Genomic DNA, 16,054 nt, shown 5'->3' with positions numbered 1-16,054 from the left:
CCATGTTGAATCCCTTTCAGGATTACGAATCTCACTATTTCTATCGCCCAGATCGGTCTGAAGAGGAAGACTCACTCATTGCTGTCATTGCGATCTCGCAATCGGGGCTCTGTTTCACACTCTTACTGTTTCTTGCGTTCTTAGCTCGATTATTTAGCGCAATCTTGGTCTTCTATTGGCTCGTCCTGTTTGCCTTGATGGTTAGCTTCGCGATCGGCTTTATTTCCAGCCGACGCTTACGATTTCTATTCCTATTCCTCGCAACGCTTGCGTCAGTACCGGCGGGGCATTGGGATGGCATCCAACGATGGTTTCAATCGTTCCCGCTATGAATATTCGTACCAAAATCACAGCCAGCTTGATTGTCGGTTTTACCCTTGCAGGAGTCGCGACAACCGGACATCTGCACGGCAAGTTTCTCAACTGTTCCGGCGATTCATGTTCTACGATTCCTACTGATCAGCCACCTGAATCTTCTGAAGGGTTAGAGTACCAGCCCGGATGGGCAATTTCTAAAGTGCCTGCCGCACTGCTCAGCGCGATCTCCTTCGCGATGGCTTGGAGCTATGCTGAGCGGCTGAAACATGAGCGAGAGAAAGAAGCAATCCGGCGACAAATTGAACTGGAAACCTATGGTGCTGCTGCTCAAATGCAGGCGGCTGAGCAATACTACGACGAGTTTGCGCCCTACCTCGAAGTAGACTCCGAACCTGTGCCCGATTCGCCGCCGAGCAACCCGCACAATAGTACGGTTGCCCAAATCGCGGGCGAGTCTCAATCAGGTGCTCAGCCTGCAATTGCGATCTCGTCTCCGCATTGCGAAGCTCTCACCACCCAATCTCAGTTTGCATGGCGAGAAAACTTTCTCGAATATCCTGCCCTGATCTATGGTGGGATGGGATCCGGGAAGAGTTGGACGGTACGAGAGATTGTGCGGCTCAAAGTCGATCGCGCTCATCAAGTTGTCGTGCTCGATCCTCATGCCGCCTCACGGGAATGGCAAGGGGTGAAACATATTGGCGCAGGTATGAACTATCGTGCGATCGGCGACTATCTGGAGAGCTACATTCAAGAAGTGAAGCGTCGCTATCAGGAGTTTAATCAGAGTCACCTGAGCGAGGAAGAATGGCAGGCGCAACTCCGGGCTCAGGGTCAGATCATCAGCGTGGTCGGTGAAGAAATGACGAACTGGGCAGAGCGGGTGAATGCGGTAATGGAGCGAGATATCACTGGAGAATTCTTTAAGTGCGGCATGACTGACTCTCGCAAAGTGCTGATGCCGCCTTTGTTTGTGGCGCACGATCGCACGCTGAGCTGTTTGGGCGATGCCAAAGGACTGGCAAAGCTCAGGGATGCTGCCTTGATGGAACTCGAACTGATTCCCAAGATTGACCCCGATGCGAAAAAGCCGATTGCCAGTGGCAAAGGATGGCTGAAGCTGCCAGGGCACAAGGAGCGACTCGAGATCCAGCTGCCGCCTCAGTCTTGCAAGATAACCAGCTTTACGGCTCCCCAAACTCCCACAAATTTTCCTGCCGCTGTTGAGGAAAGAGAGTTGTGGGAAACCGCGAGGCAGCGATTACAGCAGGCTTGGGGACTTCCGCTTGTCGAGCGAGATGGCTCTACTGCCTTTACACCCTCTGATCTGGAACGAACCTCAGCACTGGTGAATGCGCTCCAGCTGCTGATGAAGTTTGATCGCATTGATGCGGCAAAGCAGGTCAAATCGATGCTGGAGGATGAACCGAATCATGCATTGTGGATTGCCCTCAAGTCCCTGGGGTTAGGTGTAACAGCTGCCAGTCGAGAGGTGTTTGGGTTCGGGTCAGGCGGCAGTAACTTTCAGAACAAGGCTAAGCCTTGGTATGCGGCGCTAGAGAGACAGTTTGGGCAAATCAAAGAGTGACAGAGATTTAGTTCCTCACTGTTACCACAATAGCTGTGAAGCAATTACCTGACTACTTGAACTACTTCACCTCTTGCGCTCGGCTTCGTTTCTTTCGCCCTTCTACAGGTGCGCCTTCTTTGGAGAATGACGTTAAGTAAAGAGGGAGTTTGGAAAGACAATGATCAGTACCCGATGGATTACTGAAGAGAGCAACAGGCAACACATCAATAGAAATGACTCGAATTTAACTTTGCAATGTCTTTACGAAAACATCCTAATTCTTTTAAGTCGGAAACGTTTTTGCAGGCTACTCTGCTTAAGATGTGGCTCATTGAGTTCTGTATAAATATAGTGTCTCGTCATCTAGAACGATTATTACAACTTGATATGTTGCTGAGAACAGGACAAAGGTATACGGCAGATCGTTTAGCTGAATCCCTAGAAATCAGTGAACGAACCGTCCGAAGTGATCTATCTTTCCTGCGCGATCGCTACCATGCCCCAATCCAATACAGCAGAACTAAGGGCTTTCATTACACCGATCCGGACTGGCGATTACCGAGTATTAGCCTCAGTCAAGGAGAGTTGTTTGCTTTAACCTTGGGTGCGAGGATACTGCAAGCTTATGCAGGCTCTGTCTATCAATCCCAGCTACAGACAGCGATCTCGCGGTTAGCAGAACGATTACCGGAGCAAACCTGGGTTGATTTACAGCAGTTAGCAGACCAAAATGTGGTCTTTCGGGTTGGAGCGGAACTCGATTTAGATCCAGAAATTTGGCAAATTCTAGAGCAAGCCTGCCAGCGTAAACAGCGAGTATGGATGCGCTACTACAGCCCAACCAGTAACGAAGTTTCAGAACGGGAACTTGACCCGTATGTACTGCACTTTTCTCGCAATAACCCTTACGTCACAGGCTTTTGTCATTTACGTCAGGAGGTACGTTGGTTTCGTGTGGATCGCATTCAACAAATAGAACCGCGCTCCGAGTCGTTTGAAGTTGATCCGACTTTCGATCGGGAGAGCCATTTTGCTGGTGCCTTTCAACACGAAGTTGGCGGAGTGCCCAGACCGATCACAATTTGGTTTGATGCACGGACAGCTCCCTATATTCGAGAACGACGCTGGCATCCAACCCAGCAAATTGAAGAACACTCAGATGGCAGTTTGACGCTGCGGTTGGTGGTGCGCGGGTTAAACGAGGTTAAACGATGGGTGTTGTTTTATGGCAAGGGTGCGATCGTCAAGCAGCCGGTGGAGTTGGTGGAGTTGGTACGTGATGAGGCGGAGGTAATGAGCAAACAATACAAAAGTCAATAGAATCACACTGCAAGAGGATTTCTGTACTATGTCTTTGCAAAGGTATACTGAATTTGTTGTCACCTCAGATGCTTATAGCGTTGAGCACAGGAGTGCAACAGACTTTGGGGTTTCATCAACCTCATTCCCTACCTTGGATGCCGTAAGGCGATTAATCACATATAATGTGATTAAATTTTGGAGTATGAGGAGAGCAAAGACTTAGGGGTTGACAAACTCAAACACCTTAAGCAAAAATTGCCAATAGAATTTCTTCTCAAACTCTAAATATGGCGATGCTTACTTTTATTTTTCACTGTGAAGCTTGCGGCAAGTCTCAGTCCTTCTATATCAGCCAAACTTCACCAGAAGAACTGCAAGAAGAAAATAAGTGGCTTCAGGAGATGGCTCTTTATCTCGATCGAAACTGTGAAAGCTTGAGGGACAGGCTTGCCGTGGCGGAATCCATGGCAGCTTGGAGTGATCCAGACGGTACGCCTATCGCTGACTTACTTGGATAAAACAAGTACCACTCTTAAAGCCTTTACAAGTAGTATCACTGATGCCGTCAGGCGCTAGAGAGTAACCTAATGTTTTGGGAGGAATAATAGTGCTAGCTACTGGACAGGCTCAAGAAGCCGCTGCGCTAGATTTATCATTTGTTGAGTTGTGTTTTGGGGTAGTTGGACAAACACTGCCCGCTGATCATGGGTATGGATTATATAGCGCGATCGCCCATCTTTGTCCTGATATTCATGAACAAGAGGGTATCAGTATTCAAACGATCTCCGGAGAACCAGATAAGCAGGGCAAAATTTATCTTTCTCGTCAATCTCAGTTAAGAATTCGATTACCTTACGATCCTAGAAAAATCGCTTTGGTACTGCCACTAGCAGGGCAAAGTGTAGTGATTGGTAACCATGCTATTCAACTAGGGATACCTCAAATTTATTCGTTACGACCAACTGATAAATTGAGATCGCGCATTGTCACGATTAAAAAATTCCAAGAACCAGAGCCCTTCCTAGAAGCTGTAAAACGACAGATGGATGCACTGGAGGTTCAGGGTCATGCTTTTGTGCCTTTAGATGAGGCGGGACAGCCGATGCGCAAAACAATCAAAATTAAAACCTACACTGTGGTCGGGTTCAGTTTGGCAGTGACAGATTTGAGCGATAAGGATTCGATCAAGTTACAAGCCTACGGATTGGGCGGAAAGCATCGTATGGGTTGCGGCATTTTTACATCATTTCCTAGAGCTTGGAGATTTCCAGATGTCTGAACTCCCAGAGAACCTTTTAGCAAAAAGTAAACCGAGATTAACCCTCAAGCAACACTTGTTAGATGCGGAACAAGCTGCGACCCTGATTTTTCGGTTGGATGGTCGATGGGGAAAAAACTGGTGCCGTTTCTTTCGGATTCCGGGAGAGGCAGGACGACAGAAGTTCTTGCTGAATTTGCGGATTGCCGCCCTCTTTCACGATATCGGTAAAGCCAACGCTGACTTCTATGCTGCAGTTACGTCTCCAGGCTTTAAGGCGCAAACGCTGCGCCATGAGCATCTCAGTGCATTGGTTTTATCGTTGCCAGAAGTCCGTCAATGGCTGTCGGACAATGATGAATTAGATGTTGATGTGATTACAGCCGCAGTGCTTTCCCATCACCTAAAAGCATCTGAAAGTCAGATTACGATCAAGGGGGGTCCGGAAGCGAATGAGAAGCTAAAGAACTACAAATGGTGCCAGCCATCAGCGGACGCCGCTAAAACTTCTGTGGTGTTGTATCTTCAGCACGATGAAGTTCGGGAAACCCTTCAAAGAATCGCAGTGATCGCACATCTAAAAGCCCCTCCTAAACTACCAACCGATGTTTGGCAAGAGAACTCACATTGGAAGAAGGCATACCAGCTTGGAAGATCAGCGGCGGAAGACTTTAAGGACGAGTGTCAAGATGACCTTTCTCGGTGCTTATTTCTTTGTGCTGTCAAAGCAGGGTTAATCGTTGCAGATTCTGCTGCGTCCGGTTTGGTGCGCGAAGGGAAGAGCATTTCAGATTGGATTGAAGAAGTTGTTCACGCTGCGCCGATCAATTCAACAGATATTGCAACTGCAATTTTACGACCTCGTGCTAGACAGATTACTGTCCGAACTGGGCAACCCTTTAAACCACGCAGTTTTCAAACTCAAATGGCAGAGCAAAGTTCTCAAGCTTTGCTGTTGGCTGCCTGTGGAACAGGGAAAACCTTGGGGGCTTGGATGTGGGCGGAGGCACAGTCCAAGAAATACGAAATTGGCAAAGTGATTTTCTTATATCCAACGCGAGGCACCGCAACAGAGGGTTTTCGGGATTATGTGGGCTGGGCACCGGAAGCTGATGCCGCACTGGTGACAGGAACAGCGCGATATGAACTAGAGGCAATGCAGGAAAATCCCAGCGATGCAATTCAAGGGAAGGACTTTCAAGCGGATGAACGTCTCTATTCACTAGGATTTTGGTCACGCCGTTACTTTAGTGCGACGGTCGATCAATTCCTTAGCTTTATGGAACACAGCTATTCTAGCCTTTGCCTGCTGCCAGCTTTGGTCGATAGTGCAGTCATCATTGATGAGGTACATAGTTTCGATCGCAAGATGTTTGATACGCTGATTAGCTTCCTGAAACACTTTGATATTCCAGTGTTATGCATGACCGCGACCCTTCCGACTTCAAGACGTAAAGAATTGATTGAGGCAGGTCTTCAGGTTTTCCCAACGGAAGCAGATCGAGAGATTCTAAACGATTTGAAAGATAAGGAAGAACATCTTCGCTATGATTTAGTACCTGTGGATAACTTCGATGCTGCTTTTGATAAAGCAGTGGAAGCATACCGGGCAGGAGAGCGGGTGTTGTGGGTTGTAAATACTGTCGATCGCTGTTTAGCGATCGCAGAAAAACTCGAAATCACCCTAAAAACAAAAGTCTTGACCTATCACAGTCGATTCCGCCTGCAAGATCGTCAGAAAGTTCATGCCAAAACGATCGCGGCGTTTGCTTATGAAAAAGATGTAGAAGACCGAAAGCCAGCCATTGCAGTTACAACTCAAGTTTGTGAAATGAGCTTGGATCTAGATGCTGATGTTCTGATTACTGAGGTTGCCCCTATTCCCTCACTAGTTCAACGATTTGGCAGAGCGAATCGCCACTTGGCAAGAGGAGACAAATTCAGGGCTAAAATCTACACCTATTCTCCACCAGTTAAAAGCATCAAGCCCTATATAAAAGAGGATTTAGAGTCAGCCAAGCAGTTTTTAGCAGAACTGAGTCATAAATCTGTTAGCCAGTATCAACTCGCTGAAGCATTAGAGCGGTATTTCAAATCAGAACGAGATGCCGATGGCAGCGCTCCGTTTCTCGATAGCGGTTACTACGCGATTCCTGGCAATTTCCGAGATACGGATGATTTCTCGATTCCTTGTGTTTTGGATACCGATTTAGAAGCTGTAAAGGCGATCTTGGAGTCCAAAGAAACTTACAAGAAGGAACCGTTCATCATCAGCGTACCGAGGAAATGGGCGCACCAAAATACAGAACACCATCGTTGGCTTCCAAAATATCTAGGAGTTGCTGAAGCCGCAGGGCACTATGACAACCCAGAACGGGGATTTGTAACGAAGCCGTTGGAGGAGGTAAAACTTGGCTAAGACAAAGGTAAAACAAGAAATTGATATTCTGACACTGGATTATCAGTTGGCAGAATTGCCCTCCTCTCAGCATCGATCAGGACTCGCGGGACTTGTATTGGTGATGCAATGGTTGGAGCGTCAACCAGAGTTTAAACAACAAGTTGACGCTGGTGCAATTTGTAAGATCACTCGCCTGGATGATAGAGGCGCAACCCTAGTCTTGAATCAAGCAGGATTGGCGGTTCTCTTTAATGAGATCTACGATGCCAGCACAGAGGAACAAGAGCGCCTGCAACCCCTTAAAAATAGACAAAAGGAGGTGATTCCACCGCTACGTGAGGAAGAGCATGAGGAAACTGATGCGAAGGGAAAGACAAAAGTTAAAAGAGTCTATATCTATCCTGTTGTTGTCCCACGCGGTTCTTTCCTAGCAGATTCAGATTACGATCAAAGCTCCGACGGCAAAAACGGGCATTGGATTAAACTCTGGCGGGATATGGTGTGGAGTATTTTACGCGGTGTGCCAGCCACTCGAAAACCGTTTGAAGTAAGGGCAGAAGGGATTTCAGCAGAAGACCATAAAGCAGCCTGGGCACAATTGATCCAAACTTCTGAATTTACGGTTGATTTGCCCAGTACCTATTTTCTGGGAGCACAGGCAAATAATGCCGAAAATATTCCCTTTAAAGATCGAGCACGGTTTCAATTTCTCTTGCACTTTTGGCTATTTGCGGCGCAGATTTATGTGCCTGCGATCGTCAATAACGAGGGCAAGCGAGATTTTGTGGGGTACGCGATCACAATTCCTGATATCGCTAACCTCCAGCGGTTTTGCAGGAGACTGCCCAAGATTCTGAAAGAACGCTCGATCGAGAAAAGTGGATACCGCCCTCGCGATGCCATTGTGGATTTAGCGGTTGAAGGTGCCTTGGATCTGATGAAGCGATTACGCGAGCGCATCACTCAAGCAGCAGGCGAACAATCAACCGCATCGACCGTATACGGGATTGACGTGATTCATGCCGAAAAACAAGGAAATAACGTACGGATACTCAGCATGACTCGGCTCAATCCAGAAGACACCATGATTGATGAGTATGCACAGATTCGACAAACCTACTGGAGTCCTCTATTCCGACGACAGTGCTTGTTGAATTTGGTGAACCATTCCCCTTGGCACAGCGAATTTGATGCCTTGCTTTGTACGTTGCCCTACGAGCGAAGCATTGAAGATGAATACTTTCGGCGAGATGTGCGGAAAAAGATTGAATCAATCGAGGAACAGGAGAAAATGAGCGAAACGGGAACGTCAACTGCAATCGAAACAATGGTTTTTCAGCTTGTGAAAAACTACGTGGGACGCAAACTAAAATCCAAGTATGGTCTGGAGTGGAAACCGGAATGGAGAGGTTTAAAGCAGGAAGAATTGGCAAAGCAACCTGGTTATCCGAAGTATGCGGAAATGAAAGCGAAAATTGCCAAGTCTGCATTTCTGGACATTCGCAGTCGCACTGAACAAACAGATTTTATTAACTATTTCGTATCCAGCTTGTGCTCTGTTCCTCAACATATGAAGTCTGAGGATTACGTCAGCCTTACCCAAGTGCTGTATCAAGACACAGACAGAGTTCGTACCCTCACGTTGCTTGCGCTGTCGGCTAATAGCTAAATCCCATTCACCTCAAATTAGGAGTTACCCTTCATGAACAAGAATCTTTTTGCGACCGTTTTGACCTATCCTGCGCCAAGCTCCAACTATCGGGGCGAGAGCGAAGAAAACCGCACTGTTCTGCAAAAAATTGCCAAAGGGAAGCAAGAGTATACGGTGATCAGTCCTGAGTCGATGCGGAATGCACTACGAGAAATGCTCATCAAAGCAGGGTTGCCCTGCAATCGTCGCCGCCTCCATGATCAAGAGCAACTCGCAGTTGAATTCAAGGAGTTTCCTAACGCAACCAAGTACGCTGACGACTTTCTGTTCGGATTCATGGTAGCAGATAATGATGCGATCAAAAAGAATAAGGGACTACCTTCTAAGCGGGACAGCGTTCTCCGAATGAATTTAGCGGTGGCGCTGACTCCCTATCGATTTGACGCGACCTTCCATCAATCGCCGCAAAATGCAGGTGCAAGTCCCTGGAAGAACTCGGCGAACTCGGCGCTGTTGCATCGCGAAATCTCTCATACTGCTTACCAATATCCATTTGCGCTGACAGCTTCGGATTGCAAGGGTCAGCCAGAATGGACAAAAGTGTTGTTGAATGCGATCGCACAACTGTCTGATGTTGCAGGTGGACATGCTCGCAGTTACTACGAAATGGCACCGAAAAGCATTATTGCTCGACTGACTTCTAGTTTAGTTGCAGGCTACAACACTTATGGATTTGATGAACAAGGTCACTTCACAGATCTCTCTCGCATCAATGCAAATGACCTGCCTCCCAATGAGTTTTGGATTGGGGGAGAACTAGCTCGAAGTATGGATGCAACTCTAAAAAAACAATTAGCGGATGCAGGAGCTATGTTTTACGATAATCCACAATCTATGTTGACGGATTTGGCGGAAGCATTTCTCAAGTCGGAGGAAATCTAGATGGCGGAACTTTGGCTGCGGATTCGTGCTCCATTTGCTGCATTTCGTGGGTTTCAGGCTGGCGTTTATCGCTCTACTAGTCCAGTTATGCCACCCTCTGCTGCGTTTGGATTGGTTCTTAATCTAGCCAGTATTGAAATGCGAGACGCATCATCTGGTGCGAATACGACAATTCGATCTGACTTGCCTTGTCTCAAGCTAGCCATCGGTATTGTCCCAGATACGGAAAGCGAGGTTTGTTCGCTCTATCAGCAACTTCATAGTTATCCAGTCGGAGCTTCTGGGAAAGAACTGAGAGCCAGAACTCACGGCGCGAAGTATTGGATCACGCCTGTCCGTCGGGAGGTGTTGGTTGGATTTGATATGGTGCTAGGAATCCAAGCAGAACCCGAATTACTGAAGAGGGTTCAACAAGGCTTGAGTGGACGGCTGCAAGAGCCTCGCTATGGCTTACCTTTTGCAGGCGATAATAACTTTTTGTTTGATCAAATTGATGTGCTAAATGAGCGATTGCCAGTGTGTTGGTACGTGCAACTGCAACCGGATGATCCACCTATGCGCAATTCCTATCGCTTAACGGTTGGAATCGATCGCACGGATAACAGTAAAACAACTAGTTATCTCTATGCTCCAATTGATGTCCCTTCACTTGAACCACCTATTCACGCGTGGACCTGGACACCTAGAGAGCCTGCCTTAACTACTCAATAGATGAGTACACAATGGCTCTAATGCGATCTCGAGATGAGAGTATGCTCTCATCTCGAGATCGCGCTTTTTTATTTGACGGATTATTCAACTCGGAACTAAATTTGCAGGGTACAACGCAGATAGTAGAGGCAAAGCAATACAACCATTAATCTTTGCCACAACCGATGTTAGAAATTTTGCAAGATTCTGCCATTGAACAGACTACCCTCCGTGTCTCTGCTCTTCACGCCTTTGCCTACTGCCCGCGCTTGTTCTATCTGGAAGAAGTTGAAGAACTTTACACCCAGGATGCTGCTGTGTTTGCCGGGCGCAGACTGCACGTTGAGCTTGAGAATCAGGGAGATGGGGAATGGGAAGAACTATTCCTGGAGAGTGAATCCCTTGGTTTACGCGGACGAGTGGATGCCTTACGAACGCGCGATGGACAAATTTTTCCCTATGAACATAAACGAGGGCGATCGCACCGAGACGAAAACAATCAGGCGCAGGCGTGGGAAAGTGATCGGCTTCAAATTCTTGCCTATGCTTGTTTGCTTGAGGCAGCTTTAGGAATAACCGTGCCCGAAGGTAGAATCCGTTACCACGCGGACAACGTCCTGGTTCATGTGCCATTAGATGTGGCAGGACGCGACCAGGTTCGGGCAGCGATCGAGCAAGCAAAATTGCTCCGCCTCTCGACCCACCGTCCTCCTGTGGCTGAGAATGAGCGACTGTGTGCGCGATGCTCCTTAGCTCCAGTCTGTTTACCTGAAGAGGCGCGGTTAGCCCACGATCGAGAATGGCAGCCCATTCGGCTATTTCCTGAGGATGACGACCGTCAGGCACTGCATATTTTGGAACCTGGAACTACGATTGGGAAAGCTGGGGAACAACTGAAAATTATGCGCCGAGGGCAGCCGATTGAGAAAATTCCAGCACGGCAGATTGGACAAGTCGTGCTGCATAGTTATTCCCAAATTTCGACTCAAGCCCTGTATTTTTGTGCGGCTCAGGAGATTGGTGTTCACTTCATCTCTGGTGGTGGTCGGTATCTGGGTAGCTTCGATGCTCGGCAAGGCAGTATCCAGCGACGAATTGGGCAGTATAGTGCTCTGAGCAATCCAGAAATCTGTTTGGAACTGGCACGCAAGCTTGTCTATTGCCGGGGGCAAGGACAGCGCAAGTTTCTCATGCGAGGGAAACGCGGAATGGCACAGTTTCCAGAGAAACTGACACATGCGATCGCGCAAATGAAAGCAGTTTTGAAGCAGATTCCACGTGCTAACTCTCTAACATCATTGCTGGGATTGGAGGGAAATTTAGCCGCGCTTTATTGGGGAGCGTTAGACAGTTTGATTAGTGAGCGGGTTGACCCAGCGTTACGCTTCTCCAACCGTAACCGACGACCTCCACGAGATCGCTTCAATGCCTTACTTGGGTTTGGATACTCACTGCTGTTAAAGGATGTGATGAATGCGATTCTCATCGTGGGGTTAGAGCCCGCGTTGGGGTTCTATCATCAACCTCGGACACAAGCGCCACCCTTAGCACTGGATCTCATGGAAATCTTTCGGGTGCCATTGGTGGATCTCCCGATCATTGGCTCAATCAATCGGGGACAGTGGGACATTCAGGTAGATTTTGAGATTCGGGGTCAGCAAGTGTGGTTAAGTGACAGCGGACGACGCAAGTTTGTTAGCCTCTATGAGCAACGAAAGCAGGAAAGTTGGAAGCATCCTGTAACGGAGTATTCGCTCACCTATCGTCGTCTCATCGAGTTAGAGGTTCGGCTGTTAGAGAAAGAATGGACGGGTGAAGGCGGCTTGTTTGCTCAATTGGTGCTGAGGTGAGTTGGGGAATGGCAGAGTCTAAAAACTGGTATCTCATTTGCTATGACATTCGCAGTCCGAAACGTTGGCGTAAAGCTTATAAGCTGCTGCAAGGTTACGGAGAAGCGGTGCAATATTCTATTTTTCGCTCAAGATTAAATCAGAGGGAGCGGGAGAAGCTGCGTTGGGAATTGGCGAAGATCCTTGCATCGGAGGACAATTTGCTGATAGTTGGCTTGTGTCATCGATGTGTGGAGCGGGTACATCAGTGTAATTGTCCTGGAGTTTGGGCTGAGTCTGGAGAAGGTTATCGAGTCCTATGATGCAAGAATAGCTTGCTGTAAGGCGAGTTTGAGCTAGTGGACAGTGCCAAGTTCCATGTTTATCAATCTTTTGATGCGATCTACTAGACCTACAGGTGCTTGCATATCCTGAAATGTTCTCAGCGAGGTGGTTTTGATAATGGAATTGGATAGCGTAGAATTTCAGTTAATCACGTTTTTTCCATTTGAGTGAGGGTGCTTGCAAAACTTGTCAGGGTGTGGTTCCTGGCAAGGATTTTGAGGAGTGCCGCGATTCGATCTGTGATGCCGAAAGGCGTTGAGCACAAGATACTGGAGTGCTGACCCGCAAAGGTTTCCCAGCGATTCGATCTGTGATGCCGAAAGGCGTTGAGCACAGGACGGGTTGAAGTAGGGGGTAACAACAGAAAGGGCGATTCGATCTGTGATGCCGAAAGGCGTTGAGCACAAACAGATCCCCTCTGCTTCCATCCAAGGCTTTGGTTGGCGATTCGATCTGTGATGCCGAAAGGCGTTGAGCACCTTGTCTTTGCCAACTAAGTCCTCAAGAATTTTCTGAGCGATTCGATCTGTGATGCCGAAAGGCGTTGAGCACCTGCTTAATCCAGGAATAATCCCGCTCGATTGGGATCGCGATTCGATCTGTGATGCCGAAAGGCGTTGAGCACTTTTAGAAGACCCGTCTGACTTAGAAGACAGATTGCGATTCGATCTGTGATGCCGAAAGGCGTTGAGCACCAATGGAACGGCAACACAAACGATCGTTTTGCAATCTAGCGATTCGATCTGTGATGCCGAAAGGCGTTGAGCACTTGCAATCCTCTCCAATTCAAGGAATAGAGAAAATGAGCGATTCGATCTGTGATGCCGAAAGGCGTTGAGCACTTTGGGAGCTACAGAAGCGAGGGGCACTGCATCTTGCGATTCGATCTGTGATGCCGAAAGGCGTTGAGCACCTTTTGACACAAGGATGTTGTACTCCCTGACTCAGGGCGATTCGATCTGTGATGCCGAAAGGCGTTGAGCACGAACACTTCGACAAGCGGGATTTGCCCTCTACGAGAGCGATTCGATCTGTGATGCCGAAAGGCGTTGAGCACTTGAAAATTCTTTCTGTTTCGGTTGCCGCCGCTTTAATGGCGATTCGATCTGTGATGCCGAAAGGCGTTGAGCACTTTCAACTCGCCAGAACTGGGTCATGACTTCAATCGTTGCGATTCGATCTGTGATGCCGAAAGGCGTTGAGCACAGTCCGGACTTCGCCATCTCTCGATTGAACTCTTCTGCGATTCGATCTGTGATGCCGAAAGGCGTTGAGCACATGAAGATAGGCAATATGCGCCCTTTACCCAGATGCGATTCGATCTGTGATGCCGAAAGGCGTTGAGCACGAGACAAAGTAGGCATGGGCTTGAACCATGTTTTTTGCGATTCGATCTGTGATGCCGAAAGGCGTTGAGCACGGATTTCTTTATTCTTGCGAACGAGGACATTCCCGGGCGATTCGATCTGTGATGCCGAAAGGCGTTGAGCACGAGAGGATTGCAACATTATGCACTATGCGAGGTGCGGCGATTCGATCTGTGATGCCGAAAGGCGTTGAGCACTCTGCCCGTCCTGCTATTCCCCTTTCTCTCTTGTCAGGCGATTCGATCTGTGATGCCGAAAGGCGTTGAGCACGGACTGGTGCTAGTCCACCCAGGCATTGCACTAAGCGATTCGATCTGTGATGCCGAAAGGCGTTGAGCACTTTGACGATGACAGTATTGATTTGGTGATCCACCCAGCGATTCGATCTGTGATGCCGAAAGGCGTTGAGCACATTCAAGGTAATCCGCTGATGAGCGAGATGCTTGAAGTGCGATTCGATCTGTGATGCCGAAAGGCGTTGAGCACCAGACATGCTCGCTCGTGCAGAATCATTTGCTGAGGCGATTCGATCTGTGATGCCGAAAGGCGTTGAGCACAGTGGGTTCGCAACATCTAATTCACCTCACCCGGTTGCGATTCGATCTGTGATGCCGAAAGGCGTTGAGCACGGTTCAGGGTAAGGTTAGTCCTCACTGGCTAAGAGCGATTCGATCTGTGATGCCGAAAGGCGTTGAGCACATTTCTGGTAGTGTTGACACAAATTTATTTTCGCGTGCGATTCGATCTGTGATGCCGAAAGGCGTTGAGCACTGAAAGAATCGGTAAGTATGACTTACGAAAAAGAATGCGATTCGATCTGTGATGCCGAAAGGCGTTGAGCACAGCAAGAAGTTGAGAATATTTGGGGGAGATTCTACGAGCGATTCGATCTGTGATGCCGAAAGGCGTTGAGCACGATTTCAGGCTGTGCCGAAAGCGCCTTCTCTTCTTGCGATTCGATCTGTGATGCCGAAAGGCGTTGAGCACTATTGAGACGTGTAATCTATTCAGAGGTAAGCTATGCGATTCGATCTGTGATGCCGAAAGGCATTGAGCACGTGGGGTTGAGTATGACACTCCAAGAGGGCAAGAGTGCGATTCGATCTGTGATGCCGAAAGGCGTTGAGCACCGAACTCAACAACCAATCTGTTTTTACTAGCCGCAAGCGATTCGATCTGTGATGCCGAAAGGCGTTGAGCACGTAGAACGCCATAGAAGGATTGATTCAATAAGAGCTTGCGATTCGATCTGTGATGCCGAAAGGCGTTGAGCACGAATCCTAACCCGCGCCCCGCCCCGCCTCCTGTTGCGCGATTCGATCTGTGATGCCGAAAGGCGTTGAGCACCACAAGAAGTTACTAAGTCGGTAGCAGCATACCTAGCGCGATTCGATCTGTGATGCCGAAAGGCGTTGAGCACACAACGGTTGCTATGCATTGGTTCTCAACACCAACGGCGATTCGATCTGTGATGCCGAAAGGCGTTGAGCACGCTTTGCCGTCGATTTGCCAAGTTAGGTTATGTCGCGAGCGATTCGATCTGTGATGCCGAAAGGCGTTGAGCACCTTGACCGACGAATTGAGATAGCTGCACTGCCTCATGCGATTCGATCTGTGATGCCGAAAGGCGTTGAGCACCTACTGCGAGAGCAGATTCAGAATCGGATTGAGCAATGCGATTCGATCTGTGATGCCGAAAGGCGTTGAGCACGATCGGGGTTATCACGAAAGGCTGGAAGTCTCCGACGGCGATTCGATCTGTGATGCCGAAAGGCGTTGAGCACGTAATATGTCATGTTACATAGGTAATCAGTTCTAAACGCGATTCGATCTGTGATGCCGAAAGGCGTTGAGCACCTTGGAGTATGTTTCAAGCACTCCATGAAAAACACGCGATTCGATCTGTGATGCCGAAAGGCGTTGAGCACCCCCAACCGCCGCCTTCAACTTCAGCCAGTAAGCGAGCGATTCGATCTGTGATGCCGAAAGGCGTTGAGCACAGTAATAGTCCGTTAGAGCCGAACTATAAGACCCTTGTGCGATTCGATCTGTGATGCCGAAAGGCGTTGAGCACGCTATTCCGTTGCATCCGTCTCTAGAAGTCGCCTGCGATTCGATCTGTGATGCCGAAAGGCGTTGAGCACATCTGCCTCTTGCGAATTGGAGCGACTTTGTTCGCGGCGATTCGATCTGTGATGCCGAAAGGCGTTGAGCACGTAAAGATTGCTGGTTTTGGGATCAGCTTGAGTCTGCGATTCGATCTGTGATGCCGAAAGGCGTTGAGCACATCGAGAGGCTATCAACTCTATTTAGAACCTGCGGGCGATTCGATCTGTGATGCCGAAAGGCGTTGAGCACTAGGCGGATGCTATCGCTTTAAT

The 16,054-nt window shown here is 48.5% G+C and carries 11 protein-coding genes and 1 CRISPR repeat array (1 of these 12 cut by a window edge); all 11 genes read left to right on the top strand.

Annotation, left to right across the window (positions count from 1 at the left end):
• Window positions 1-2 precede the first annotated feature (2 nt).
• Entirely contained in the window at window positions 3-332 is a 330-nt protein-coding gene (locus OU814_RS19375; RefSeq protein WP_268241823.1) for a hypothetical protein, read from the top strand.
• On the top strand, window positions 308-1,906 hold the full coding sequence (locus OU814_RS19370; RefSeq protein ID WP_268241822.1) for a hypothetical protein: 1,599 nt from the start codon (window positions 308-310) through the stop codon (window positions 1,904-1,906). Before OU814_RS19375 ends, OU814_RS19370 begins: the two co-directional genes overlap by 25 nt.
• 333 nt (window positions 1,907-2,239) lie before the next feature.
• Window positions 2,240-3,208: a helix-turn-helix transcriptional regulator gene (locus OU814_RS19365; RefSeq protein WP_268241821.1), complete on the top strand. Its 969-nt coding sequence runs from the start codon at window positions 2,240-2,242 to the stop codon at window positions 3,206-3,208.
• 275 nt (window positions 3,209-3,483) lie between these two features.
• Window positions 3,484-3,708 carry a hypothetical protein gene (locus OU814_RS19360; protein WP_268241820.1) on the top strand — a complete coding sequence of 75 codons (225 nt, stop codon included), beginning with the start codon at window positions 3,484-3,486 and terminating at the stop codon, window positions 3,706-3,708.
• 89 nt (window positions 3,709-3,797) lie between these two features.
• Window positions 3,798-4,469, top strand: coding sequence for a type I-MYXAN CRISPR-associated protein Cas6/Cmx6 (gene cas6, locus OU814_RS19355; protein ID WP_268241819.1), 672 nt, complete (start codon window positions 3,798-3,800; stop codon window positions 4,467-4,469).
• Window positions 4,462-6,867, top strand: coding sequence for a CRISPR-associated helicase Cas3' (gene cas3, locus OU814_RS19350; protein ID WP_268241818.1), 2,406 nt, complete (start codon window positions 4,462-4,464; stop codon window positions 6,865-6,867). Before cas6 ends, cas3 begins: the two co-directional genes overlap by 8 nt.
• Complete coding sequence (gene cmx8 / locus OU814_RS19345) at window positions 6,860-8,518, top strand: type I-MYXAN CRISPR-associated protein Cmx8 (protein WP_268241817.1); 1,659 nt, start codon at window positions 6,860-6,862, stop codon at window positions 8,516-8,518. The genes cas3 and cmx8 overlap by 8 nt, the downstream gene beginning before the upstream one ends.
• Before the next feature lie 33 nt (window positions 8,519-8,551).
• Entirely contained in the window at window positions 8,552-9,442 is an 891-nt protein-coding gene (gene cas7i / locus OU814_RS19340) for a type I-B CRISPR-associated protein Cas7/Cst2/DevR (RefSeq protein WP_268241816.1), read from the top strand.
• On the top strand, window positions 9,443-10,153 hold the full coding sequence (cas5, locus tag OU814_RS19335; protein WP_268241815.1) for a type I-MYXAN CRISPR-associated protein Cas5/Cmx5/DevS: 711 nt from the start codon (window positions 9,443-9,445) through the stop codon (window positions 10,151-10,153).
• Window positions 10,154-10,305: 152 nt separating this feature from the next.
• Window positions 10,306-11,982, top strand: coding sequence for a type I-MYXAN CRISPR-associated endonuclease Cas4/Cas1 (locus OU814_RS19330; RefSeq protein ID WP_268241814.1), 1,677 nt, complete (start codon window positions 10,306-10,308; stop codon window positions 11,980-11,982).
• Between the two features lie 8 nt (window positions 11,983-11,990).
• Window positions 11,991-12,284: a CRISPR-associated endonuclease Cas2 gene (gene cas2 / locus OU814_RS19325; RefSeq protein WP_268241813.1), complete on the top strand. Its 294-nt coding sequence runs from the start codon at window positions 11,991-11,993 to the stop codon at window positions 12,282-12,284.
• Between the two features lie 249 nt (window positions 12,285-12,533).
• Window positions 12,534-16,054: a CRISPR direct-repeat array (repeat unit 36 nt; unit sequence GCGATTCGATCTGTGATGCCGAAAGGCGTTGAGCAC) (it continues 2,434 nt past the right edge of the window).

Source organism: Leptolyngbya sp. GGD (assembly GCF_026735145.1).
In the GTDB taxonomy this organism is placed as follows: Bacteria; Cyanobacteriota; Cyanobacteriia; order Leptolyngbyales; family Leptolyngbyaceae; genus Leptolyngbya; species Leptolyngbya boryana.
This window is presented reverse-complemented; position numbering and strand designations above follow the sequence as displayed.

Excerpts from the sequence above, each read along its gene's own strand:
- OU814_RS19375 (WP_268241823.1), top strand. The coding sequence starts at position 3 with ATGTTGAATCCCTTTCAGGATTACGAATCTCACTATTTCTATCGCCCA.
- OU814_RS19370 (WP_268241822.1), top strand. The coding sequence starts at position 308 with ATGGTTTCAATCGTTCCCGCTATGAATATTCGTACCAAAATCACAGCC.
- OU814_RS19360 (WP_268241820.1), top strand. The coding sequence starts at position 3,484 with ATGCTTACTTTTATTTTTCACTGTGAAGCTTGCGGCAAGTCTCAGTCC.
- cas3 (WP_268241818.1), top strand. The coding sequence starts at position 4,462 with ATGTCTGAACTCCCAGAGAACCTTTTAGCAAAAAGTAAACCGAGATTA.
- cas7i (WP_268241816.1), top strand. The coding sequence starts at position 8,552 with ATGAACAAGAATCTTTTTGCGACCGTTTTGACCTATCCTGCGCCAAGC.
- cas5 (WP_268241815.1), top strand. The coding sequence starts at position 9,443 with ATGGCGGAACTTTGGCTGCGGATTCGTGCTCCATTTGCTGCATTTCGT.
- cas2 (WP_268241813.1), top strand. The coding sequence starts at position 11,991 with ATGGCAGAGTCTAAAAACTGGTATCTCATTTGCTATGACATTCGCAGT.